The sequence below is a fragment of the Streptomyces sp. NBC_00647 genome, from assembly GCF_045207245.1.
Classification (GTDB): Bacteria; Actinomycetota; Actinomycetes; order Streptomycetales; family Streptomycetaceae; genus Streptomyces.
Map to the genome: position 1 here is coordinate 6,894,819 of NZ_CP109040.1, position 22,666 is coordinate 6,917,484.

Below are 22,666 nucleotides of genomic sequence, written 5' to 3' on the forward strand. Positions count from 1 at the left end.
CCAGGCCGCAGGCCTAGGGGCTGAGCATCTCCGTCATGGGCGACTGCGGCGGGATCAGGCCCGGCAGCAGCCAGGGCTGGAAGAGGCTCAGTACCGCGAGTACGAGGAAGGCGGCCCCGACGACCTGTGAGAAGACGGGGCCCAGCCGCCAGAGCTTCTCCACGAAGATCACCACGGCCACCGCGGCCATCGCCAGGACGTTCATGACGCCCAGCGGGACGAGCACGACCATCAGCCCCCAGCAGCAGCCCACGCAGTACGCCCCGTGGTGCGCCCCGACCCGCAGATCGCGGGCCCGGGGCCGGAGACCCGCGTAGCGCGCGAGCTGGCCCATCGGGCTCCGGCAGTGCCGCAGGCAGAGGTCCTTCCACGGGCCGAACTGGTACAGCCCGGCGACCAGGAAGGCCCCGGCGCCGATCCAGCGCCCGGCGCCCGGGTGCTCGTCCACCAGGGCCCCGGTCCCGGCGAAGAGCCCGTAGGCGATCAGGCCGAAGACCGTCCAGGCCAGCAGGTACCCGCCGACGAACTGGGCGGTACGAGCCACCCGTACGACTCCCGTGGGCGACTGGCGCCCGATGGCCCGCGCCCAGGTGAGGGCCACCGGGGCCACCGACGGGAACATCATGGCGATCATCATGACCAGCCACAGCAGCAGGAACAGCGGGACGCCCATACCCATGGTTCCCGGCTCGACCCCCATGTCACGGGCCTGGTCGACCACCAGCACCCAGGCGAGGAGGGCGATCGCCGCCATCACGGACCAGGCGAACGCCAGCTGCCGGGCCGACAGTAGATTCGCCGGACGCAGAGGGGGTGACAGGGCCTTCCGGTCGAGGCGCACACCTCCAGCAGATCACGGCGGACCTGCGCGTGCGCGCGGGAAAGCGTGTACGCGGAAAGCACCTCCCCCGGGTGACCCCTGCGGTGGGACAATCGGGATATATCCGTACGACCCGGGCGTGGGCCGGTGATGGCTCCCGGGGGTTCGCCGTCCTCCCGAGACCGACGTCCCGGCACGGTCACGAGGAGGCAGGGAGATGTCCGAGACGACGGCGACCGTTCCCCGGTGGCATGCGGCGGGCGACTGGTTCGACACCTGCAAGTGCAACGTGCCCTGCCCCTGCTCGTTCGCGCAGTTGCCCACCCACGGCGACTGCGACGGCATCCTGGCCTGGCACATCCGCGAGGGCCGTTACGGTGACGTACGGCTGGACGGCCTGAACGTGCTGATGGTGGCCTCGTTCGTCGGCAACATCTGGGCCGAGCACTCGGACACGTACGCCGCGGTCTTCGTCGACGAGCGCGCCGACGAACCCCAGCGCGAGGCGCTTCAGATGATCTTCGGTGGGCAGGCGGGCAGTTGGCCGGCCCAGATGGTGAGCATGATGGGCGCCGAAATGCGCGGCATGGAGTTCGCCCCCATCGAGGTCGAGGTCGCCGACGACCTCGCGAGCTGGCGGGCCCTGGTACCGGGCCGGGTCGAGGCGAGCGCGGTCGCGCTCACCGGACCCACGACCCCGGAGGGTGCGCGCGTCCAGTCGACCAACCTGCCGGGTGCGGAGACCGGACCGGGCCAGGTCGCGACCTGGGGCCGCTCGACGGCGGACCGCGCCGATGCTCACGGCTTCCTGTGGAGCCGCGAAGGCCGGTCCAGCAAGCACATCACCTTCGACTGGACCGGGCCCGACTAGCCAGGCCGTCTCTTTCGGATACGCCGCCCGCGGTGCCCGGGGGCACCTCCCAGCGGTAGCCGGGGGAGCGCCGCGGGTCAGGCAAGATCCGCAAGAGAGGGCTCAGGCGTCCCTCTTCTTCAGCAGCGTGTAGCCGCCGATCAGGGCCAGGGCCACCCACAGCACCATGATTCCGAGGCCGCCCCAGGGACCGTACGGGGTGTCGTCCAGGGGAGTCACCACCCGCAAGATTCTGCTGCCGGCCTGGTCGGGGAGGTAGCGGCCGACCTTCTTCGTCGCGGACACCGCGCCCAGGATGTTGGAGATCAGGAAGAAGAACGGCATCAGGATGCCGAGCGAGAGCATCGGACTGCGCAGCATCGCCGCGACACCCATCGAGAAGACGGCGATGAGCGTCATGTAGAGCCCCCCGCCGATCACCGCGCGCAGGACACCCGGATCGCTGATCGACGCCCTGTGCGTGCCGAGCACGGCCTGGCCCAGGAAGAAGGTGATGAAGCTGGTGATCATGCCGACGACGAGGGCGAGACCGGCCGCCACCGCGACCTTGCTGAAGAGGAACGTGCCGCGTTGCGGGACCGCCGCGAGCGAGGTCCGGATCATGCCGGTGCTGTACTCGTTGCCCACCACCAGCACGCCGAAGACGATCATCGCGAGCTGGCCGAGGCTCATGCCCGCGAAGCTGATGAACGTCGGGTCGAAGGAGAGCTGGTCCCTCGTGCTCATCTTGTCCCACTCGTTCTTGGACAGGAGCGAGATGAGGATGCCCAGGGCGATCGTGACGACCGCCGCGAGGCTCAGCGTCCACACCGTGGACGCCACGGAGCGGATCTTGGTCCACTCGGACTTGAGGACCTGGGTGGCCGCCATCGTCAGCCCTTCTTCCAGTCGCCGCCCCATTGCGGGGCGGTGGGCGGGCTCTGCGGATTCTGCGGGCCCGGCGGGATCGGCGGGATCGACGGACTCGGCGCGTCGGAGTGCGCGTGGTACTCCACCGACTCCGCGGTCAGCTGCATGAACGCCTCCTCCAGCGAGGCCTGCTGGGGGCTCAGCTCATGCAGCACGATCTGGTGCCGCGCGGCCAGCTCACCGATGTGCTCCGGCTTGCCGTCGTCCACCTCGAGGGCGCCGCTGCCCGTCTGTACGACGGTGATCCCCGCGCCCCGCAGCACGTCGAGCAGCCGCTCGCGCTGAGGGGAACGGATACGGACGTACGAGCGCGAGTTCTGCTGGATGAAATCGGCCATCGAGGTGTCGGCGAGCAGCCTGCCCTGGCCGATGACGACGAGGTGGTCGGCGGTCAGCGCCATCTCGCTCATGAGGTGGGAGGAGACGAAGACCGTACGGCCCTGGGCCGCGAGGGACTTCATCAGATTGCGGATCCAGTGGATGCCCTCGGGGTCGAGGCCGTTGACCGGCTCGTCGAACATCAGGATCCGCGGGTCGCCGAGGAGCGCGCCCGCGATGCCGAGCCGCTGGCCCATGCCCAGCGAGAACCCCTTCGCCTTCTTCCTCGCGACCGGGGTGAGGCCCACCGTGTCGAGGACCTCGTGCACGCGCGCCTTGGGGATGCCGTTGCTCTGGGCGAGGCAGAGGAGGTGGTTGAAGGCGCTGCGGCCGCCGTGCATGGCCTTGGCGTCCAGCAGGGCGCCGATGTACTTCAGCGGGTCCTTGAGGTGGTCGTAGTGCTCTCCGTCGATCCGTACGTCGCCCGACGTGGGACGGTCGAGCCCGAGCATCATCCGCATCGTCGTGGACTTCCCGGCGCCGTTGGGGCCGAGGAAGCCGGTCACGATGCCCGGTCTGACGGCGAAGGTGAGGTTGTTGACCGCCACCTTCTCGCCGTACCGCTTGGTCAGCCCCTCGAGCTCGATCATGCGGCCACGCTAAGACGGCCCCCTGGGGCCTGCCACTTGAGCGGGGAGACGGTCGAGAGGCTCGTCACGGGGGTGCCGCCGCGGCGCGGAGGCACCCCTCGGAAGGGGAAGCGGTGGGCCGGACGACACGACAGGGCGCGCTCCGGGCGGAAGGGCCTGACGGTACGACAGGACCCCGCACCCTCCGAAGGGGGAGCGGGCCCTGGTGTCGGACTGCGCGGTTACCGGGACTGCTGCGCCGGAACCCCACGCGAGATCGGCTCGTCCTCGGCCGGGCCGGTCGCGGCGGCCACCGCGGCACCCGTGAGCGTCGCGAGCATCTCGCGGACGTTCGTGAGCTGCGCGTTGATCGAGTCGCGGCGGTTGGTGAGGGCGGCCAGCTCGCGCTCGGACTCCGAGCGGATCCGGTCGGCCTTGGCGTTCGCGTCGGCCACGATGTCCTCGGCCTGCCGCTGAGCCGTCTCCACCGTCTGGCGGGCGCGGCGCTCGGCGTCCGTGCGCAGCTTCTCGGCCTCCAGGCGGAGCTGCTCCGCGCGGTGCTCGATCTCCGCGAGGCGCTTCTCGGCCTTGGCCTGGCGCGACGCCAGGTCGCGCTCGGACTGCTCGCGGCGCTTGGCGAGGTTCGTCTCGAAGTCGGCGGCGGCCTGGGCGGCCTTGGCACGGGTCTCCTCGAAGAGGGCGTCCGCCTCCTCGCGCTTGGACTGGGCGTCCTTCTGCGCCTCGGAGCGCAGCTGAGAGGCGTCGCTCTTGGCCTTCTCGACGATCCGGACGCCCTCGTCCTCCGCCTTGGACTTGCGGTCCGCAGCGAACGATTCTGCGTCGTTGCGCACCTGCTGGGCGGCCGACTCGGCGAGCTCACGGTGCTGCTCGGACGCGCGACGGGCCTCCTCGCGCAGGTCCTTGGCCTCCTCCTCGGCGAGGCGGAGGATCTTCTCGACGCGCGCGCCGAGACCGGCGTACGACGGCTCCGCGTCGCTGACCTGGGCCTGGGCGTTCTGCGTTTCGAGATGGAGTTCTTCGATGCGCTTTTCGAGGGCGGTGATACGGGCCAGAGCGCTGTCACGGTCGGAGACGAGCTTAGAAATGCGTTCGTCCACCTGAGCGCGGTCGTATCCACGCCGCACAAGCTCGAAGCCGTAGGGGGAAGTGTCGCTCATGGGGTTCCTGTCGAATGAGACCGGTGAGGTGATAGGGGAATCCTAGGGGTCAATGCGGTGTGTCATCGAGCGGATACGTGTTTGATCTGGAGAATGACACTCCTTTTGGGTGGCTAGCTGTCGGATGGCTTGCCAGAGCCTGTGACAAAGGTCCCTTTTAGGTACGGAACCTGTGCATCTGGCTAGCCCTCCGACGTCTTGCCACCCGAACGGGTGGAACCCGCGGCGGCCCCCGCCTTCACCCCGCCGTCCTTGGCACCCGGCGCCTCGAAGGACTCCAACGCCTCCAGGACATCCTGGACACGGGAGATCTCCGCGTTGATGTCCTCGCGCCGGCGGACCAGCACCTCCAGGTCGCGCTTGCCCTCCTCGACGGCGGCCTTCGCCTCCTGGATGGCCTCGGACCTGATCTTCTCGGCCTCGCCGATGACCGAGGACTTCTTCTGCTCGGCCTCCTTGAGGAGTCCTTCGGCCTTGCGCACGGCGGCGATACGGACCTTGCTCGCCTCGGAGTTCGCCTCCGCCACCAGGTCCTTGGCCTTCGCCTCGGCCTCGGCGAGCTGGTCCTCGGCGGCCTTGATGAGCGCGTCGCACCGGTCGCCCGCGTTCTTCATCGCCTCGGACGACTCACGGCGGGCCCGCTCGTGCAGATCCTCGATCTCCGAGGTGATGCGGTCCCGCAGCTCCTCGGCGCGCTCCCTGATCGCCGTGGCGTCCCGGCGCGCGCCGACCAGCAGCCCGTCCGCGTCCGTACGGGCCCGCTCAACCAGGGTGTTGCCCTCGACCGTCGCCTCCGAGACGAGCCGCTCGGCCTCGCCCCGCGCCACGCCGACCATCGTGTCGGCCTGCGACTCGGCGTCGGCCGTCGTCTTCTGGGCGCTCTGCTGCGCCTCGGAGAGCAGCTTGTCCGCCTCGGACGCCGTCTCGGAGATGAGCGTGTCGACCTGCTCGGCCGCCTCGGAGCGCCGCTTGTTGGCCTCCTTGCGGGCCTCGTCCAGCGTGCGCTCGGCCTCCTCGCGCGCCGACGACGTCAGCCGCTCGGCCTCCTCGGCCGCCCGCGTCCTGACGCGCTCGGCCTCGCTACGGATCCGCTCCGCGTGCTGCTGCGCGGAACCGACCGTCTCGGCGGCCTCGGCACGCAGCCGCTCCGCGTCACCGGTCGCGTCCGAGATGAGCTGCTCGGCCTTGGCCACGGACTCGGTACGGACCCGCTCGGCCTCGGCCGCGGTCTCGGTCCCGAGCCGCTCGGCCTCCGCCGTCGCCTCCGTGATGAGGGTGTCCACCTGCGCGGCCGCGTCCGAACGGATCCGGTTCGCGTCCTCCCGGGCGTCCGCACGGGTGCGCGAGGCGTCCTGGTCGGCGTTCGCGATCGCGTCCGACGCCTCGGTGCGCACCCGCTGGGCGTGGTCGGCGGCGTCCGAACGCAGTCGCTCCGACTCCGCGATCGCCTCGGCGACCGTGCGCTCCGCGAGGGAGCTCGCGGCCTCCGTCTCCTCGGCCGCCTCCCGCCGCACCCGCGACGCGTCCTCGGACGCCCGCTCGCGCTCGGCGTACGCGTCGGCGCGGACCCGGTCCGCCTCCTCCTGCGCCTCGGTCCGCGTACGGTCCGCCACGTGCTCGGCGGCCGAGCGCAGCCCGGTGATCTCCTCCTGCGCCTGCTCGTGCAGCCCCGCCACCGAGTCCCGCACCTGCTGCGCGGTCTGCTCGGCGTTGGAGACCATCTCGGTCGCGCGCCGGTCGGCCTCCTCGACCAGCCGTACGGCCTCGGTCTGGGCCTCCTCGACCCGCTTGCGCGCGGAGGCGAGGAGTTCCTCGCTCTGCTCGCGGGCCCGCTCACGCTCCTGGTCGGCCTCCTGGCGCGCCGAACCGAGGGTCTCCTCGGCCTCGCGGCGGCGCCGTGCGGCCTCCTCCTGGGCGGCGGCCAGCGTCTCGGCACCCTCGGCCGCCAGACGCTCGGCCGCGGCCTGCGCCTCGCTCCGCACCCGGTCGGCGCTGTCCTGGGCCTCCGACTTCAGGCGCTCGGCCTCCGCCGCCGCCTCCGAACGCAGCCGTACGGCGATGGTCTCGCCCTCGGCGCGGGACGCCGAAGCGTCCGCCGCGGCCTCGTTGCGCAGCCGCTCGGCCTCCGTCTCGGCCTGCGCCCGGAGCGTACGGAGCCGCTCGGCGGCCTCCGAACGCAGCCGGTCGGTCTCCTCGGCGGCCTCGCGACGGATCCGCTCGGCCTCGGCGCGCGCGTCCGTCAGCGCCGTCTCGGCGGCGGTGAGACGCTCCTCCGCCTCCGTGTGCAGCCGGGCCAGTCCCTCGGCGGCCTCGGCCTGACGGGCCGCTATGGCCCGCTCGGTCTCCTCGCGCTGCCGCTCGGCGGCCCGCTCCGCGTCGGCCGCGATCGTCTCGGCCTGCTCGACGGCCTCCGCGCGGTGCCGCTCGGCCTCCGCGCGGGTCCGCTCCAGCGTCTCCTCGGCCTGCCTGCGCAGGGTCGTGGCGCGCTCGATGGCCTCGGTGCGGACCTTCTCGCTGTCCGCCGTGGCGGCCTGGCGCAGCTCGTCCGCGTCCGCCTTCGCCTTGGCGAGCAGCTCCTCGGCGGTCCGCGCCGCCTCCTCGATCTGCTGGACGGCCTCGCGCCGGGCCTCGGCGCGGATGCGCTCGCCCTCGGCGACGGCGTCCGAGCGCAGCTGCTCGGCGTCACCGCGCAGCCGGCGGGCCTCCTCCTGGAGCTCGACGGTCTTGGCGCGGTACTCCTTGGTGTCGTCCTTCGCCGTGCCCTTGAGCTGCTCGGCGATGTCGTGCGCCTCGGCGCGCAGCCGGTCGGCCTCGGTCTCCGCCTCGGTGCGGATCCGCTCGGCCTCCTCGGACGCCGCCTTCGTGGTCCTCTTGGCCTCCTCGGACGCCCGGTTGAGCACGTCCTCGGCGGTACGGGCGGCCTTGGCGAGCTGGGAGGCGGTCTCCTCGGCGGTGAGGCTGCGCGCGCTCTCCTCGGCCTCCGCGACGATCGTCTCGGCCTTGCTGCGGGCGTCCGCGACGATCTGCTCGGCCTCGGACTTGGTGGTCTCGGCCTCCTTGGTGGCCTCGCTGACCAGCCGGGCGACCTGCTCCTTCGCCGTCCGCGTGCGCTGCTCGTTGACCGACTCGGCGCCGGAGAGCGTCTTGGCCGCGGCTTCCTTGGCCTCGTTGAGGACCTTGTCCGCCTCGGCCTGCGCCTCGCGCAGCGCGGTCTCGGCGGCGCTCATCCGCTGCTCGGCGGCCCGGCTCAGCTCGGTGGCCTGGCGCCGGGCGTTGTCCGAATCGTTCGCCGTGGAGCTGCGCAGCTGCTCGGCGTGGTCGGTGGCCTCCTGGGCCTGCGTCGACGCGGCGTTCAGCAGCCGCTCGGCGTCCGTGCGGGCCCGGCGCAGCAGCGCCTCGGCCTCGGCGCGGGCCGACTCGGCGTCGTTGGTGAGCCGCTGGCGCGCCTCGGCGGCGACGCGCTCGGCCTCCGTGCGGGCCGCGGCCAGCGCCTGCTCGGCCTCGGCACGCGACTCCTCCAGGAGACGGCGGGCCTGTGACTCGGAGCGGGCGCGCAGCTGCTCCGCCCACGCCACGTTCTCGTTGACGTGCGATTCGACGGTCTGCCGGCGTTCGGCCAGCTCCTGGTCGAGCTGCTGGCGACGGGTGACCGCCTCCTGGTGCAGCTCCGCCTGGAGCCGGGCGGCCTGCTCGGCGTGCTCCTGGAGGATGCGCTGGGTCTGTGCCCGGGCCTGGCTGATCTCGCGCTCGGCGTCGGTGCGCAGCTGATCGGCCTGCATCTGGGCATTACGGAGCAGCTGCTCGGCCTGATAGCCGATGTCGGCCCCGTCGTAGGCAGGACGGGTCGCCAGACTGCGGCGCGCCTCGTGCAGCTTGGCGCGCAGCACCTCGACCTGATAGCCGAGGTCCTCGGCGTGCTGGACGGCCTTCTCCCGCTCGGTCTTCAGCCGCTCCATCTCGGCCTCGAACCGAGAGAGGTGGTCGACGTCAGCCGCCGGCTCTCGCTCCTGGCGTTCGTAGCCCCGCACTGCGCGGTCCCATCCGTCCCCTGGTCGCAAGTAATTCCGAACGAGCACCGTCCATCCGCCGAACGGGGCCCCCGGGGAATGGTGTCAGATCAACGGCGGAGCACGGGCTGCTGCCCCGACGCTCGCCCCCCGAAACCTGGACCCCGGCCCTTGGTCCTGCGCGCCGGAAGGCGTCAGGACCGCGGCCGTCTCCCGCGAAAGGTGACGGCCGCCCCCAACCCTACCGGCCCAGATATACGGAGGTCAGTGCTCAGGTGACTCAACCGCCGCCGAAGTGACCAGTTCTGTCAGGACTCCGTGGCAATCCTTGGGGTGGAGGAAAGTGATCCGGGACCCCATGGAACCGGTCCGGGGCTCGTCGTAGAGCACTCGGACGCCCTTGTTCCGGATGTCCGCGGCGTCACCGTCGACATCCGCGGTGCCGAAGGCGATGTGGTGCACGCCCTCGCCGTTCTTGGCCAGCCACTTCCCGACGGCGGAGTCCTCGCGGGTGGGTTCGAGCAGCTGGAGGTAGGAGGCGCCGCCGTCGGACGTCTCGTTGATCTTGAGCATGGCCTCCCGGACACCCTGCTCCTCGTTTACCTCGGAGTGGAAGACTTCGAAGCCGTACGTCGCACGGTAGAACTCAACAGTCTTGTCGAGGTCGAAACAGGCGATCCCGATGTGGTCGATTCGCGTCAGCATCTAGTCAGTGCAGCGCTCCCGGCGTGGTTACGCAACGTGCGCGCGATCACACTGCGGGCCGGATGACGGGTGGCCTACCGCTCAGTACATTCTCAGTAAACCCTCGTTCACTCCTCGGCTGTGCAAGCCGGTAAGGGGATCGCACCTCATGTCTGGAACGAACAGCAGTACCTCGGTGATCGTCGCGGGCGCCCGAACGCCCATGGGGCGGTTGCTGGGCTCGCTGAAGTCCTTCTCCGGGGCCGACCTCGGCGGCTTCGCGATCAAGGCCGCCCTCGACCGTGCGGGCATCGGCGGCGACCAGGTGCAGTACGTGATCATGGGCCAGGTGCTCCAGGCCGGGGCAGGGCAGATCCCGGCACGCCAGGCCGCCGTCAAGGCGGGCATCCCGATGAGCGTCCCGGCCCTCACCATCAACAAGGTGTGCCTCTCCGGCCTCGACGCCATCGCCCTCGCGGACCAGCTGATCCGCGCCGGCGAGTTCGACATCGTGGTCGCCGGCGGCCAGGAGTCCATGACGAACGCCCCGCACCTGCTCCCGAAGTCCCGCGAGGGCTACAAGTACGGCGCGATCGAAATGCTCGACGCGATGGCGTACGACGGTCTGACGGACGCCTTCGAGAACATCGCCATGGGCGAGTCCACGGAGAAGCACAACACCCGTCTCGGGATCCAGCGCCCGGAGCAGGACGAGATCGCCGCCCTCTCCCACCAGCGCGCGGCCGCCGCCCAGAAGAACGGCATCTTCGAGGCGGAGATCACACCCGTCGAGATCCCGCAGCGCAAGGGCGAGCCCGTCGTCTTCAGCAAGGACGAGGGCATCCGCGCCGAGACGACCGCCGAGTCGCTCGGCAAGCTGCGTCCCGCCTTCGCCAAGGACGGCACCATCACCGCCGGCACCTCGTCCCAGATCTCGGACGGCGCCGCCGCCGTGGTCGTGATGAGCAAGGCCAAGGCGCTGGAGCTGGGTCTGGAGTGGATCGCGGAGATCGGCGCCCACGGCAACGTGGCGGGGCCGGACAACTCCCTCCAGTCGCAGCCCTCGAACGCGATCCTGCACGCCCTGAAGAAGGAGGGCCTGGAGGTCGAGGACCTCGACCTGATCGAGATCAACGAGGCCTTCGCGGCGGTCGCCGTCCAGTCAATGAAGGACCTCGGGGTGTCCACGGAAAAGGTGAACGTCAACGGCGGCGCCATCGCCCTCGGCCACCCGATCGGCATGTCCGGCGCGCGGGTCGTCCTGCACCTCGCCCTCGAGCTGAAGCGGCGCGGCGGCGGCGTGGGCGCGGCCGCCCTGTGCGGCGGCGGCGGTCAGGGCGACGCGCTGATCGTGCGGGTGGCCAAGGCCTGACCCGCGTTCGACCGACGACCTCTCGTGAACGGAGCTGTGATGCAGGACGTCTCCTCGCTGGTGACCCAGGCCAGAGAAGGACGGCCGCGGGCCGTGGCCCGGCTGATCTCCCTGGTGGAGGGTGCGGCACCGCAGCTCCGTGAGGTCATGGCGGCGCTCGCGCCGCTGACCGGCAACGCGTACGTGGTGGGCCTCACCGGCTCGCCCGGCGTCGGCAAGTCGACCTCGACGTCTGCCCTGGTGACCGCCTACCGGCGCCAGGGCAAGCGGGTCGGCGTGCTGGCCGTCGACCCGTCCTCGCCCTTCTCCGGGGGCGCGCTCCTCGGCGACCGCGTCCGGATGTCCGACCACGCCTCGGACCCGGGCGTCTACATCCGCTCGATGGCGACGCGCGGCCACCTGGGCGGACTGGCCTGGTCGGCCCCCCAGGCGATCCGCGTCCTGGACGCGGCGGGCTGCGACGTGATCCTGGTGGAGACGGTGGGCGTCGGCCAGTCGGAGGTGGAGATCGCCTCCCAGGCCGACACCTCCGTCGTCCTCCTCGCCCCCGGCATGGGCGACGGCATCCAGGCGGCCAAGGCCGGAATCCTGGAGATCGGCGACGTGTACGTCGTCAACAAGGCCGACCGCGACGGCGCCGACGCCACCGCCCGCGAGCTCAACCACATGCTGGGCCTCGGTGAGTCCCGGGGTCCCGGGGACTGGCGCCCGCCGATCGTCAAGACGGTGGCCGCGCGCGGCGAGGGCATCGACGAGGTCGTCGAGGCCCTGGAGAAGCACCGGGCGTGGATGGAGGAGCATGGCGTGCTGGCCGAGCGCCGGCTCGCCCGGGCGTCCCAGGAGGTCGAGACGATCGCCGTCACCGCACTGCGCCGGCGCATCGGCGACCTCCACGGAGACCGCCGCCTGAGCGCCCTCGCGGAGCGCATCGTGGCGGGCGAACTGGACCCCTACCGGGCCGCGGACTCGCTGGTCGAGGGCCTCACGGAGGCCTGAGCGACGCCGTACCCGGCAGCGCGTACCGCGCGCTCCGGGGCTGATCCCGCGCGGCTCTCGGCCGTCGTACGCGAAGGGCGCCCGTTCCCTCCTGGAACGGGCGCCCTTCGCGCTGTCCGCCCTGAACCGGGACCCGCCGGGCCGACCGTGCGGTGCGCAGCGGGGTTCGGGAAAACGCCTGGCCGACTCCCCGCGCCCGCTGTTACGTTGAGCGGCATGTTCCTCCTCCTGGCATAGGGCCCGCCCAGGCCCGCGACGCACGGACGGCACTCCGGCCGTGGCGTCGCGGCACTCCGGCGACCCTGTCCCGTCTCGCAGTTGAGGACTCCTTCCATGTCTGCGTCACCCTCGCGGCCGTCCTACGCCGCGCTCTTCCGCATTCCCCATGCCCGCCGCACCTTCGTCGCGGCCATGACCGGCCGCCTGTCGTACGGCGTCGTCTCGCTGGCCATGATGCTCACCACCACCCGCGCCACCGGGTCGTACGCCGTGGCCGGCACGGTCATGGCCCTGTTCGGCGCGACGAGTGTGTTCCTGTCGCCCGCGCGAGCGGCGCTGATCGACCGGCACGGCGCCCGCCGTGCCCTGATCCCCATGGCCTCGCTCTACGCGGGCCTGCTCGCGGCCTTCACGGCCACGGCCTGGCGGCCCGGCGCACCGGCCGCGGCGATCGGCGCGCTGGCGGTAGCCGCGGGCGCCTGCACCCCGCCGCTCGGCCCCACGATGCGTGCCGTCTGGGGCGAAGTGGTCCAGGACGAACGGCTGTTGCAGCGTGCCTACAGTCTGGACGGTGTCGTGGAGGAGATCCTCTTCGTCTCCGGGCCGCTGCTCGTCGGCGCGGTCGTGCAGGCGGCGCCGCCGGCCGCCGCGGTCGCGCTGAGCGCACTGCTGGTGTGGTCGGGAACCCTGGCGTTCGTCCTCTCCCCGGTCGTGGCGGGCGTCCGTCCGGCCGCGACGAAGGCGGCGCACGGCGGCCGCCGGTGGCGGGGCGGACGTGCCCTCGCCCAGCCCGTCGTCGTCGCGCTCGGCGTCGGACTGTCCCTGGGCGCCGTCGACCTCCTGGTCATGGCGTTCGCCGAGCAACGTCATCACGGAGCGGGCGTGGTGGCCTGGGCGCTCGCCGCACTGTCGCTGGGCAGCGCGCTGGGCGGCCTGCTGAACGGCGCGGTCGACTGGCGGATGTCCCCGGGCGTACGGCTGCCCGCGTTGGCCGCGGGTCTCGGCCTCGCCCTGTTCGCCGCCGCCCTCGCGCCGGGCCTCGCCACCCTGACCCTGGCCGTCGCCTGCGCCGGATTCTTCGTCGCCCCGGCCCTGACGACGTCCTACCTGATCGCCGACGCGGCCGCCCCGACCGGCTTCCGCATCCAGGCCGGCGCCTGGGTCAACACCGCGGTGAACGCGGGGAGTTCCGGTGGCGCCGCCGGTGCGGGCCTGCTGGTGGGCCGGGTGCCCCTGGGCTGGTGCTTCGCGCTCTCCGGCGCGGTGGCGCTGGCGGCGGGCCTGATCGCGCTGCGGACCCCGCCGAGAGCGCCCGTACCGGCGGGCGGGACCGCCCCGGCCGAGGCCGAGCCGAGCAGCGTCTGACCGCCGCGCTCATCGTGGCTTCCTGCGGGGGTGACGTGCGGGCGGAGCGGCCCGTGCGGTGCCGCACCTGCACCCGCATACGGGTGGGGCGCTCGCGGATGCCGGGCACCACCGGCCGGGCGGGCAGCGTCCATCGGTGGCCGCCCCCTGCCGGGAGGGCCGCCCCGTGAGGAGGGCGGCGTCGGCAGGACCGCACCCGGAGCACAGGCGGCACCCGCGGGGCGGAGCGGCGGGCCGGGCGCGCACGATGTCCGTGCGCATCGTGCACATCGTGCGCATCGTGCGCGCTCGGCCTGGCTCGGCCCGGCTCGGCTCGGCTCGGCTCGGCTCAGCTCGGCCTGGCCCGGCTCGGCCTGGCCCGGCTCGGCCTGGCCCGGCTCGGCCTGGCTCGGCCCGGCTCGGCTCGGCTCGGCTCAGCTCGGCCTGGCCCGGCTCGGCCTGGCCCGGCTCGGCCTGGCTCGGCCCGGCTCGGCTCGGCTCGGCCTGGCCCGGCTCGGCCTGGCCCGGCTCGGCCTGGCCCGGCTCGGCCTGGCCCGGCTCGGCCTGGCCCGGCTCGGCCTGGCTCGGCCTGGCTCGGCCTGGCTCGGCCTGGCTCGGCCCGGCCCGGCCCGGCCCGTCCGGTCAGTCGTCGTCCGACCCCCGCTCCGGTCCGTCGTCCGACCCGTGCCCCGCGCCGTGGTGCGACGTGTGTCCGGCCCCGTCGTCCGAGCCGTGCACCGTCCGGTCGTCCGAGCCGCGTGCCGTCCGCTCGTCGGACACGTCGTGCGACCTGTCGTCCGATCCGTGGTCCGGTGTGATGCGGCCGGTGCGGAGGTCGATCCGCCACTCCTGCTCGATGCCGTTCGGCGTCAGGGTCTCCACGTCCCAGGCGTGTGTCCCGTCGTCGACGTCGATCGAGGTGACCGTGCCCTCGGCCGCGGCGGTCCGGGCGGCCTCGGCCAACGAGACGGACGTGCCCGTGAGCGTCGCCCGTATCCGGGCGGTGTCGTCCTCGTGCCCGGTCCGGGAGCCGAGCACCTTGCCGGTGGACGGGCCGACCCGGACGTCGTGCCGGGCGCCGGCCGGGTCGATGATCTCGACCTCCCAGATCACGGCGCCGTGCTCGTCGTCCAGTTCGGCGCCGACGGCGGTGCCCGGCGTGTGCGCCAGCGCGTGGGCGACGGCGTCCGCCGCCGTCAGGGTCGACCGGCCGGCCGCGCTCGTTCCCGCGCTCGTGGCCGTGGCCGCGGGCGAGGGCGATGCGGTGCGTCCGGCATCCGGGGTGTCCCGGGCGTCGTCCGTCCCCGGCTGTACGCTCGACCGTTTCGCCGGTGCCGTCGCGTCGTCCCCCGTGACGGCCAGGGCCGTCGCCGTGCCTCCGGCGATCAGGGTCGCGGCCGCGACCGTGGCGATGACGATGTTGCGCTTCATGGAGATCCTCCCGTTGTCCACTGGTTTCAGCTGCTTCGTCCAGGACGTTCCGCTGGTGCGCTTCGACGGGGACCAATCTGAGGGACGGACGCTGAAGGCAGCCTGAAGAAACCTGAAGGCGTCTTCAGGTTCGGTTTGCGACCCTGTGCCCATGCGCCTGTTGATCGTGGAGGACGAGAAGCGGCTCGCCCTGTCGCTCGCGAGGGGTCTGAGGGCCGAGGGCTACGCCGTGGACGTCGTGCACGACGGGCTCGAAGGCCTGCACCGGGCCTCCGAGGGACACCACGACCTCGTCGTTCTCGACATCATGCTGCCCGGCATGAACGGCTACCGTGTCTGCGCCGCGCTCAGGTCCGCCGGGCACGACGTCCCGATCCTGATGCTCACCGCCAAGGACGGCGAGTACGACGAGGCCGAGGGGCTCGACACCGGCGCCGACGACTATCTGACGAAGCCCTTCTCCTATGTGGTGCTCGTCGCCCGTATCAAGGCGCTGCTGCGGCGACGCGGGCAGGCCGGGGCCTCTCCCGTGCGTGTCCTCGGCCGCATGGAGGTCGACACCGCCGCCCGGCGCGTGCTGCGTGACGGGGACGAAGTCGCGCTCACCACCAAGGAGTTCTCCGTCCTCGAACATCTGGTGCTGCGGGCCGGCGAGGTCGTCTCCAAGGCCGAGATCCTCGAACACGTCTGGGACTTCGCCTACGACGGCGACCCCAACATCGTCGAGGTCTACGTCAGCGCGCTGCGCCGCAAACTCGGCGCCGAGACGATCCGGACCGTGCGCGGGGCCGGCTACCGCCTGGACGCACGGTGAGGCGCCTGTTCGGGTCCGTACGTGCCAGGGCGACCCTCGCCGCCACCGTCGTGGTCGCCGTCGCCCTCGCCGCCGCGGGCGCCGCCGTGCTCCTCTCGCTCCGAGCCGATCTCGTCGACCAGGCGGACGCCCAGGCCGACTCGGCGGCCCGTCACGTGGCCTCGCAGCTGGCCGCGGGCATCGCCTACGGGGACCTGGAGCTCGGCGACGCCGAGGAGCACCCGGTGCAGGTGGCCGAGGAGGAGGGACGGCTGGTCGCCGCGAGCGAGGACCTGGAGAGCGTCGACGGCACGGGGATCGCCGCGGTGCGGCCGGACCCGGTCGCGAGCCTGAGTCCGAGCGCGAGCCCGGTCCCGTCCGCGACCGCCCAGGACGACGACGGCGGGGACGACGACGGCGGGGACGACGACGGCGGGGACGACGACGGTGAGGACGACAACCACGGCAGGCGGAGCGGCCGGGGCGGCGGCAGCGGGAAGAGCGGTGGCGGGGACGACGCCGCGCGGGACGACGACGATCCCGCGGTGGGGCAGATCTCCGAGGACGTGCGCAACAGCCAGGGGACCGCCACCGTCGACGGCGACACCGCGGCGTACCGGTTCGCGGCCGTCGAGGTCACCACCCCCCAGGACGTCACCCTCACCGTGCGGGCGGGCGCCCCGCTCGCCGCCGAACAGGGAGCCGTCCGGACCGCCCTGACGGCGATGCTGATCGGCCTGCCGCTCCTCCTGGCGACGGTGGCGGGGGTGACCTGGCGGGTGACCCGGCGCGCCCTGCGTCCCGTCGAGGGGATCCGCGGCGAGATGGCCGCCATCACCGCCTCGCAGGACCTCGCGCGGCGCGTGCCCGTTCCCGCCGCGCACGACGAGGTCGCCCGGCTGGCCCGGACCACGAACGAGACGCTGGCCGCGCTGGAGGCCTCGGTGGAGCGGCAGCGCCGGTTCGTCGCCGACGCCTCGCACGAACTGCGCAGCCCCATCGCCTCGCTGCGGACCCAGCTCGAGGTGGGCGCCGCCCATCCGGAGCTGCTGGACGTGGCGGGCGCGGTCGAGGACACCGTACGACTGCAACGGCTGGCCGCGGACCTGCTGTTGCTCGCCAGGCTGGACGCGGGGGAGCGGCCGGTGGACGGACGCTTCGATCTGGGGGTCCTCGCGGCGGAGGAGGGTGAACGCAGGGCCGGGGTCGCGGTCGCGGCCGAGGACGCCCTGGAGGTGTCCGGGTCCCGGGGGCAGGTGGGGCGGCTGCTGGCCAATCTGCTGGACAACGCGCTGCGGCATGCCCGGGAACGGGTCGAGGTGCGGGTGCGCGGCGACGGCGCGTGGGCGGTGCTGACCGTCGCCGACGACGGGGACGGGATCCCCGCCGGTCAGCGCGATCGGGTCTTCGAGCGGTTCGTGCGGCTGGACGACGCCCGCAGCCGGGACGACGGCGGAGCCGGTCTCGGCCTCGCCATCGCCCGGGATGTAGCCGTGCGGCACGGCGGGACGCTCACGGTCGGTGAGGCGCCCGCCGGCGGAGCGCTCTTCGAGCTCCGGCTGCCGCGCCGGGCCTCCTGACGGGGGCTACGGCTTGCCGCGCTGTCCCAGCAGGTGCTCGGCGATCGGCCGCAGCGACTTGTGCAGGTCCTCCAGCGCCTCAGGTGACAGCAGATCGATGAAGTGCCTCCGTACGGACGCCACATGGTGCGGCGAGACCTTCTTCATCGTCTCCATGCCGTGCTCGGTGAGGACCGCGTACAGCCCTCGCCGGTCGGACTCGCAGTTCTCCCGGCGCACCAGATCCGCGTTCTCCATGCGGGTGATCTGGTGCGAGAGGCGGCTCTTGGACTGGAGGGTGGCGGATGCCAGGTCGCTCATCCGCATGCGTACGCCCTCCGACTCGGAGAGGTTCACCAGAATCTCGTAGTCGTTCATCGTCAGCCCGAACGGCTGAAGATCCCTTTCGAGCTGGTACGTCAACAGCCTGTTGACCTCCAGGTGGGTGCGCCAGGCGCACTGCTCTGCATCGGTCAGCCAGCGCGTGGCCGTCTCGGTCTCCATATGTGAAGTCTACCTAAAATGTTGAAAGGCGAACTAGTGAGGGGTGGTGTGACTGCGCGCACGCGTTCGATGTCACACTCCGCAGACTACCGCTCACAGCCCGAAGCGACGCTGGAGGTCCCCCAGCTGTCCGGGAAGGCGCGGTGCGCCGGCTTGCTGCCCGTGCTGACCGGGCACCCCTCCCGCGCCGGGTACTCCGGCCTGGTGCGGGACCGCCCCCGTGGCCTGCTCCGCCATCAGGATCTCGGTGGACTGGAGCAGCACCGTGCCCGCCCCCACGAACTCGAACTGGTGCTCCTCCCCGGAAGCCCCTCCGAGGCCCGTCATCGCACGTAGACCGCCCATCACGCCGGTCATGTACCCGTGGTCGTAGTGGTGGCACGGGGACGGGCAGTCCGCCCATCCGACCAGGGCCTGCGGGTCCACCCGGATCGGGGGTTCCATGAACACCACCGGACCGTTGGATGCGGCCACGAACTTGCCGGTTCCGATCAGTGTCAGAAACCCCGGCACGATCGATTGCTTCAGTGCCAGACTTGGCTGAAAAGCGAGCAAGTTGCCGGAGCGAATGGTCAGGTTGCCCTCGTCCAAGTCGTACGAATTCACGTCGAAGGCCCGGTCGGCGAGGAGCATCTTGCCCGAACCCTCCGCCACGACCCAGTCGCTTGCGTGCAGAGGCGAATGGAACGACGTACGGACAAGTCGGTCCAGACGGCCGTGCCCGATGCCGTTGAACTCCATCGACCCGTAGTAGGCGATCATCTTGCCCTTCTGCAGGAACCACTGGCTCCCCTTGAGCTCCACGCAGAAGGTGTAGTTGTTGACGTTGTCGTCGACCGGCAGCGACATCGGATCGTGGATCACCGGGCCGCCCGGGGCTCCGTACCCGCTCACAGCTTCTCCTCCGAGGCCTGGACGTACACCGAACCGCTTCCGCTCAGCTCCAGCTGGAACCCCTCACCCGAGCCGCGGCCCACCATGTCGCGCCAGCCCAGCGCCGTGGACAGCTTGTTGCGCACGTCGCCGTGGTGCGCCACGTACGCCTGCGGGTCGACGTGCACCGCCCGCTGCGGAGTGATCGGGACCTCGAAGACACCGCCGTGCGCCATGACGGCCACCGCGCCGTGCCCCTTGAGCGTGGTCGTGAAGAGCCCCTGGCCCGTCACCTGGCCCCGCACCATGCCCATCACGCCGCCCTGCGAGCCCAGGAACATCGTGCCCTGCTCCAGCGTCCCGTCGAAGGCCAGCAGCCGGTCCGCCTCGACGTACAAGGTGTCACCGGTGAGGCTGATCACCTGGATGTGGTGGCCGCCGTGCCCGAAGAGCACCGTGCCCGCGCCCTCGACGGTCATCAGGGGAGTGGCCTCGTTGGCCAGCCGGCGGCCGATCATCGACATCACACCGCCCTGCCCGCCCTGCATGTTGGGCGTGAACGACACCTCGCCCTTGTACGCGAGCATCGCCCCGCGCTGACTGAACAGCCGTTGGCCCGGCACCACCGTCGCCTCGACCATCTTCGAATTCACCTCGCGGAACGGCATGTCACACATCCCCCGCGATCGTGTTGCGCTCGCTGGGCTGGACGTAGACCAGCCCGTCGCCCTCGAAGCGCATCTGGAACGCCTCGCCGCCGCCTTCGCCGATCAGCGTGCGGAACGTCACACCGGACTGCAGTGACTGCCGCACATTGCCCTGATGCGCGATGTACGCCCCCGGATCGACCGTCAGCGGGTACTGGGAACTGACGCGCAGCACCACCGCGGGACCGTCCGACATGATCGCTGCCTGGCCGTGGCCCTCGACGGTGGTCGTGAACAGACCGTTGCCCTGTGAGGCGCCGCGCAGCCCCGTGAACGTCGTACCCGTGCGCAGACCGGCGTCCGTCGCGAGCAGATTGCTCGACTCCACGTACAGCTTGTCCCCCTGAAGACCCACCAGATTGATCTCCGAGGCCCGGTCCGCGAACCAGCACGTGCCGTGCCCCTTCACCTCCATCATCGTCATCTGCTCACCGGTGAGGCGCCGGGTCACCATCCCCCGTATCCCCTCACCGCCTCCGCTGAGCTTCTTGAAGGCCATCTGGCCGTCGTACGCGACCATGGAGCCGTTCTTCGCCTTCACGGCGTCCCCGGTCATGTCGACGGCCAGCACCTTGCTGCCTTGAAGTCGAAACATCGCCACGCTGTGAAGGTAGCCGCAGCGCCGGACGGCCGACAGAGCCTCCGGGCGGATGTCACCCCTGAGACGACCCCGAGGGCCCCGGGCCCGGGATCCCGCGCTCCGGATGCCACAATGGCCGGGACGCTTGTGCTTGCGTTCACAAAGCAGCGTTCCCCCCGACAGCGAAACTCCCACCGAAGGTGACCCGTGGACATAAAGACCGCCACCGCACTCCGCCGCCTCCGCCTGGTCTCGGCCCCCGAAGCCGTTTCCTTCCTGCTGCTGCTCGTCTGCTCGGTGCTGAAGCGGACCACGGAGTTCAACGCCGTGCCCGTCATGGGCGCGATCCACGGTGTCCTCTTCATCCTGTACGTGATCTTCTGGGCGGACGCCTGGAACCGGGCCCGGTGGAGCGCACGCACCGGCGTCCTCTACTTCGCCCTCTCCGTCCTGCCCACCGGCGGCTTCTTCGCCGAGCGCAAGCTCAAGCTCGAGGCCGAGGACGCGGTCATCGCGTCCCGCGCCCGCAAGGAAGGGGTCGTGAACGCGTGATCGTCGCCTTTTCCGTGACACCGCTCGGTGTCGGCGAGGACGTGGGGGAGTACGTCGCCGACGCCGTCCGGGTCGTCCGTGAATCGGGCCTGCCCAACCGCACCGACGCGATGTTCACCACGATCGAAGGTCCCTGGGACGAGGTGATGGCCGTCGTCAAGCGTGCCGTCGCCGTCGTCGAGGAACGCGCGCCCCGCGTCTCGGTCGTCCTCAAGGCGGACATCCGCCCCGGCGTGACGGACGGTCTCACCTCCAAGGTCGAGACGGTGGAACGACACCTGTCGGCGTGATCCCCGGGCGCGGAGCCCGCACCCGAGAACCCCGGTCCCCTGGACCGGGGTTTTTCGCGCCCGGACCGTGACGGGGGCCGCGGTGACGGCGGTGACGGCGCCTCAGGTACGAAAGACCACTCGCCCGCACGCCCCGGGTACCCCTTCGGACGCGCCCCGTTCGACACGTCAGGAAAACTCCACTTATGTGTGGGTACCAGCCAGAACGATCACCTGACACGTTCAACCACTGGAGGGCGATGTGCGGCCCGAGGGCTACGACTACGACACCTACAGCCGACTCGCCGGACCTCTGACCCAGCCTTCGTCCGGTACGGCCTACCGGGTGCAGTACACCAAGCTCCTGTCGCGCGAACCCCACCGAATACGAGCCGTCCTGCTGATGACGCTCGCGCCCCTCCTCACCGGCGCGCTCCTCGTCTATCTCGTCTGGCCCACCCACTGGGTGGAGCGCGAGGGCGGCGAGCGATGGCTGATCGGCCTCGACGTCACCATGCTCATAGCCATCGGTCTGATCGAGCTGTTCATGGTCGTCAACGTCATGAGCATCGCCCACGCGACGATGGTCGCGAGCGACCCCGTTCCCGTCGTCCCCGCACAGGCGACCCGGGTCGCCTTCCTCACCACCTACGTCCCGGGAAAGGAACCCCTCGCCACGGTCCGCGCCACGCTCGAAGGCGCGGTCGGGATCACCCATACCGGCCCCCTCGACATCTGGCTCCTCGACGAGGGCGACGACGAGCGGGCCAGGGCCCTGTGCGCCGAACTCGGGGTGCGGCACTTCACCCGCAACGGAGTGCCCGAGTGGAACCGCCCCGAAGGGAGGCACAAGGCCCGCACCAAGCACGGCAACTACAACGCGTGGCTCGCCCTCCACGGTCACGCGTACGACTTCCTCGCCTCGGTCGACACCGACCACGTCCCGCTGCCGGGCTTCCTCGAGCGCATGATGGGCTACTTCCGGGACCCCGACGTGGCGTTCGTCGTCGGCCCCCAGGTGTACGGGAACTACGAGAACCCCGTCACCAAGGCCGCCGAGTCCCAGCAGTTCCTCTTCCACGCCCTGATCCAGCGGGCCGGCAACCGCTACCGCGCGCCCATGTTCGTCGGCACCAACAACGTCGTGCGCATCGCGGCCCTCAAGCAGATCGGGGGGCTGTACGACTCCATCACCGAGGACATGGCCACCGGGTTCGAGCTGCACCTGCACCGGAACCCGAGGACGGGCCGGCACTGGCGGTCCGTCTACACACCCGACGTCCTCGCCGTCGGTGAGGGGCCCTCCTCCTGGACCGACTTCTTCACCCAGCAGATGCGCTGGTCGCGCGGCACCTACGAGACCCTGCTCAAGCAGTACTGGAAGGCGCCGTTCACCATGCCCTCCGGCCGGCTGTTCTCGTACACCCTGATGCTCGTCTACTACCCGATGACGGCCGTCAACTGGCTGCTGGGCATCCTCAGCTGCTTCCTGTTCCTCTGGTTCGGGGCCTCCGGCACACAGGTCACGGCCTCCGTGTGGCTGATGCTCTACAGCGACGCCGCCGCCCTCCAGATCGGCCTGTACCTGTGGAACCGGCGCCACAACGTCTCGCCGCACGAACCCGAGGGGTCCGGCGGCCTGGCCGGCATGGCGATGTCGGCCCTGTCGGCCCCCATCTATCTGAAGTCGCTGGGCGAGGCCCTGCTCCGGCGCCCCAGCCGCTTCGTCGTCACCCCCAAGGGCGGCGACGCCAGCCCCGACCGGCTCCGGACCTTCCGCATCCACCTCGGCTGGGCCGGACTCCTCGCCGTCTCGCTCGGCGCGTCTGTGGTCCTCGGGCACACCCACGCGGCCATGCGGACCTGGGCGCTGCTGGCCATGGCGATCTCCCTCGCACCGGTCGCGGTGTGGGGCCGCACCCTCGTCGGGGAGCGCCGGACCCGGCCGACACGGCGCGCCCCCGCCCGGGTTCCCGACAGCCACGAAGCGGCACCGGCCGCGGGCGGCACCTCCATCACGGTCACCGGCTCCACGACAGGAGGGACCTAGA

Annotated in this window: 20 protein-coding genes; 9 read left to right on the top strand and 11 right to left on the bottom strand. The window is 71.5% G+C overall.

Translation table 11 applies throughout. From position 1 onward, the window contains the following. Positions 1-13: 13 nt before the first annotated feature. Positions 14-841, bottom strand: a complete 828-nt coding sequence (locus OG788_RS30520) for a DUF2182 domain-containing protein (protein ID WP_406374528.1) — start codon at positions 839-841, stop codon at positions 14-16. Positions 842-1,037: 196 nt separating this feature from the next. On the opposite strand from OG788_RS30520, the gene OG788_RS30525 reads away from it, so the two are divergent. Then, on the top strand, positions 1,038-1,691 hold the full coding sequence (locus tag OG788_RS30525) for a DUF1326 domain-containing protein (RefSeq protein WP_406374529.1): 654 nt from the start codon (positions 1,038-1,040) through the stop codon (positions 1,689-1,691). 102 nt (positions 1,692-1,793) lie between these two features. Here the strand turns inward: OG788_RS30525 and OG788_RS30530 are convergent, their stop codons facing one another. The 5 genes from OG788_RS30530 to mce form a co-directional block, all read right to left on the bottom strand. Next, entirely contained in the window at positions 1,794-2,561 is a 768-nt protein-coding gene (locus OG788_RS30530) for an ABC transporter permease (RefSeq protein ID WP_351543541.1), read from the bottom strand. Between the two features lie 2 nt (positions 2,562-2,563). Further along, positions 2,564-3,568, bottom strand: a complete 1,005-nt coding sequence (locus tag OG788_RS30535; protein ID WP_406374530.1) for an ABC transporter ATP-binding protein — start codon at positions 3,566-3,568, stop codon at positions 2,564-2,566. 221 nt (positions 3,569-3,789) lie between these two features. Beyond that, a complete protein-coding gene (locus OG788_RS30540) occupies positions 3,790-4,725 on the bottom strand; it encodes a cellulose-binding protein (RefSeq protein ID WP_351543551.1) in 936 nt (311 codons plus the stop codon). 182 nt (positions 4,726-4,907) lie between these two features. Next, positions 4,908-8,753, bottom strand: coding sequence for a polarized growth protein Scy (scy, locus tag OG788_RS30545; RefSeq protein ID WP_406374531.1), 3,846 nt, complete (start codon positions 8,751-8,753; stop codon positions 4,908-4,910). Positions 8,754-8,996: 243 nt separating this feature from the next. After that, positions 8,997-9,437: a methylmalonyl-CoA epimerase gene (mce, locus tag OG788_RS30550; RefSeq protein ID WP_351543558.1), complete on the bottom strand. Its 441-nt coding sequence runs from the start codon at positions 9,435-9,437 to the stop codon at positions 8,997-8,999. Positions 9,438-9,585: 148 nt separating this feature from the next. Between mce and OG788_RS30555 the strand changes: the two genes are divergently transcribed. The 3 genes from OG788_RS30555 (at position 9,586) to OG788_RS30565 (ending at position 13,368) form a co-directional block, all read left to right on the top strand. After that, positions 9,586-10,788: an acetyl-CoA C-acetyltransferase gene (locus OG788_RS30555; RefSeq protein ID WP_406374532.1), complete on the top strand. Its 1,203-nt coding sequence runs from the start codon at positions 9,586-9,588 to the stop codon at positions 10,786-10,788. A 39-nt stretch (positions 10,789-10,827) separates the two neighbouring features. Next, complete coding sequence (meaB, locus tag OG788_RS30560) at positions 10,828-11,784, top strand: methylmalonyl Co-A mutase-associated GTPase MeaB (RefSeq protein ID WP_266762870.1); 957 nt, start codon at positions 10,828-10,830, stop codon at positions 11,782-11,784. Positions 11,785-12,117: 333 nt separating this feature from the next. Further along, complete coding sequence (locus tag OG788_RS30565) at positions 12,118-13,368, top strand: MFS transporter (RefSeq protein ID WP_406374533.1); 1,251 nt, start codon at positions 12,118-12,120, stop codon at positions 13,366-13,368. A 621-nt stretch (positions 13,369-13,989) separates the two neighbouring features. On the opposite strand, the gene OG788_RS30570 is transcribed toward OG788_RS30565, so the two are convergent. Further along, complete coding sequence (locus OG788_RS30570; protein ID WP_406374534.1) at positions 13,990-14,778, bottom strand: PepSY domain-containing protein; 789 nt, start codon at positions 14,776-14,778, stop codon at positions 13,990-13,992. A 151-nt stretch (positions 14,779-14,929) separates the two neighbouring features. Between OG788_RS30570 and OG788_RS30575 the strand changes: the two genes are divergently transcribed. Both OG788_RS30575 and OG788_RS30580 read left to right on the top strand, forming a co-directional pair. Next, positions 14,930-15,592, top strand: coding sequence for a response regulator transcription factor (locus tag OG788_RS30575; RefSeq protein ID WP_356751476.1), 663 nt, complete (start codon positions 14,930-14,932; stop codon positions 15,590-15,592). Continuing rightward, a complete protein-coding gene (locus OG788_RS30580; RefSeq protein ID WP_406374535.1) occupies positions 15,589-17,151 on the top strand; it encodes a sensor histidine kinase in 1,563 nt (520 codons plus the stop codon). The genes OG788_RS30575 and OG788_RS30580 overlap by 4 nt, the downstream gene beginning before the upstream one ends. A gap of 6 nt (positions 17,152-17,157) precedes the next feature. Here OG788_RS30580 and OG788_RS30585 read toward each other — a convergent pair whose 3' ends face one another. The 4 genes from OG788_RS30585 to OG788_RS30600 form a co-directional block, all read right to left on the bottom strand. Continuing rightward, entirely contained in the window at positions 17,158-17,634 is a 477-nt protein-coding gene (locus tag OG788_RS30585; protein WP_103550943.1) for a MarR family winged helix-turn-helix transcriptional regulator, read from the bottom strand. A 93-nt stretch (positions 17,635-17,727) separates the two neighbouring features. Beyond that, positions 17,728-18,528: an AIM24 family protein gene (locus OG788_RS30590; protein WP_266762881.1), complete on the bottom strand. Its 801-nt coding sequence runs from the start codon at positions 18,526-18,528 to the stop codon at positions 17,728-17,730. Further along, positions 18,525-19,175, bottom strand: coding sequence for an AIM24 family protein (locus tag OG788_RS30595; protein ID WP_351543584.1), 651 nt, complete (start codon positions 19,173-19,175; stop codon positions 18,525-18,527). Before OG788_RS30595 ends, OG788_RS30590 begins: the two co-directional genes overlap by 4 nt. Position 19,176: 1 nt before the next feature. Beyond that, the gene (locus tag OG788_RS30600; protein WP_266765854.1) at positions 19,177-19,809 is read right to left on the bottom strand and encodes an AIM24 family protein; all 633 of its coding nucleotides are present in this window, start codon (positions 19,807-19,809) and stop codon (positions 19,177-19,179) included. Positions 19,810-20,001: 192 nt separating this feature from the next. Here OG788_RS30600 and OG788_RS30605 point away from each other — a divergent pair, with 192 nt between their 5' ends. The 3 genes from OG788_RS30605 (at position 20,002) to OG788_RS30615 (ending at position 22,665) form a co-directional block, all read left to right on the top strand. Continuing rightward, on the top strand, positions 20,002-20,346 hold the full coding sequence (locus OG788_RS30605; RefSeq protein ID WP_351543587.1) for a DUF3817 domain-containing protein: 345 nt from the start codon (positions 20,002-20,004) through the stop codon (positions 20,344-20,346). Beyond that, a complete protein-coding gene (locus tag OG788_RS30610; protein ID WP_351543590.1) occupies positions 20,343-20,636 on the top strand; it encodes an MTH1187 family thiamine-binding protein in 294 nt (97 codons plus the stop codon). Before OG788_RS30605 ends, OG788_RS30610 begins: the two co-directional genes overlap by 4 nt. Positions 20,637-20,877: 241 nt before the next feature. Next, a complete protein-coding gene (locus OG788_RS30615) occupies positions 20,878-22,665 on the top strand; it encodes a glycosyltransferase family 2 protein (RefSeq protein ID WP_406374536.1) in 1,788 nt (595 codons plus the stop codon). The last annotated feature ends 1 nt before the right edge of the window (position 22,666 follow it).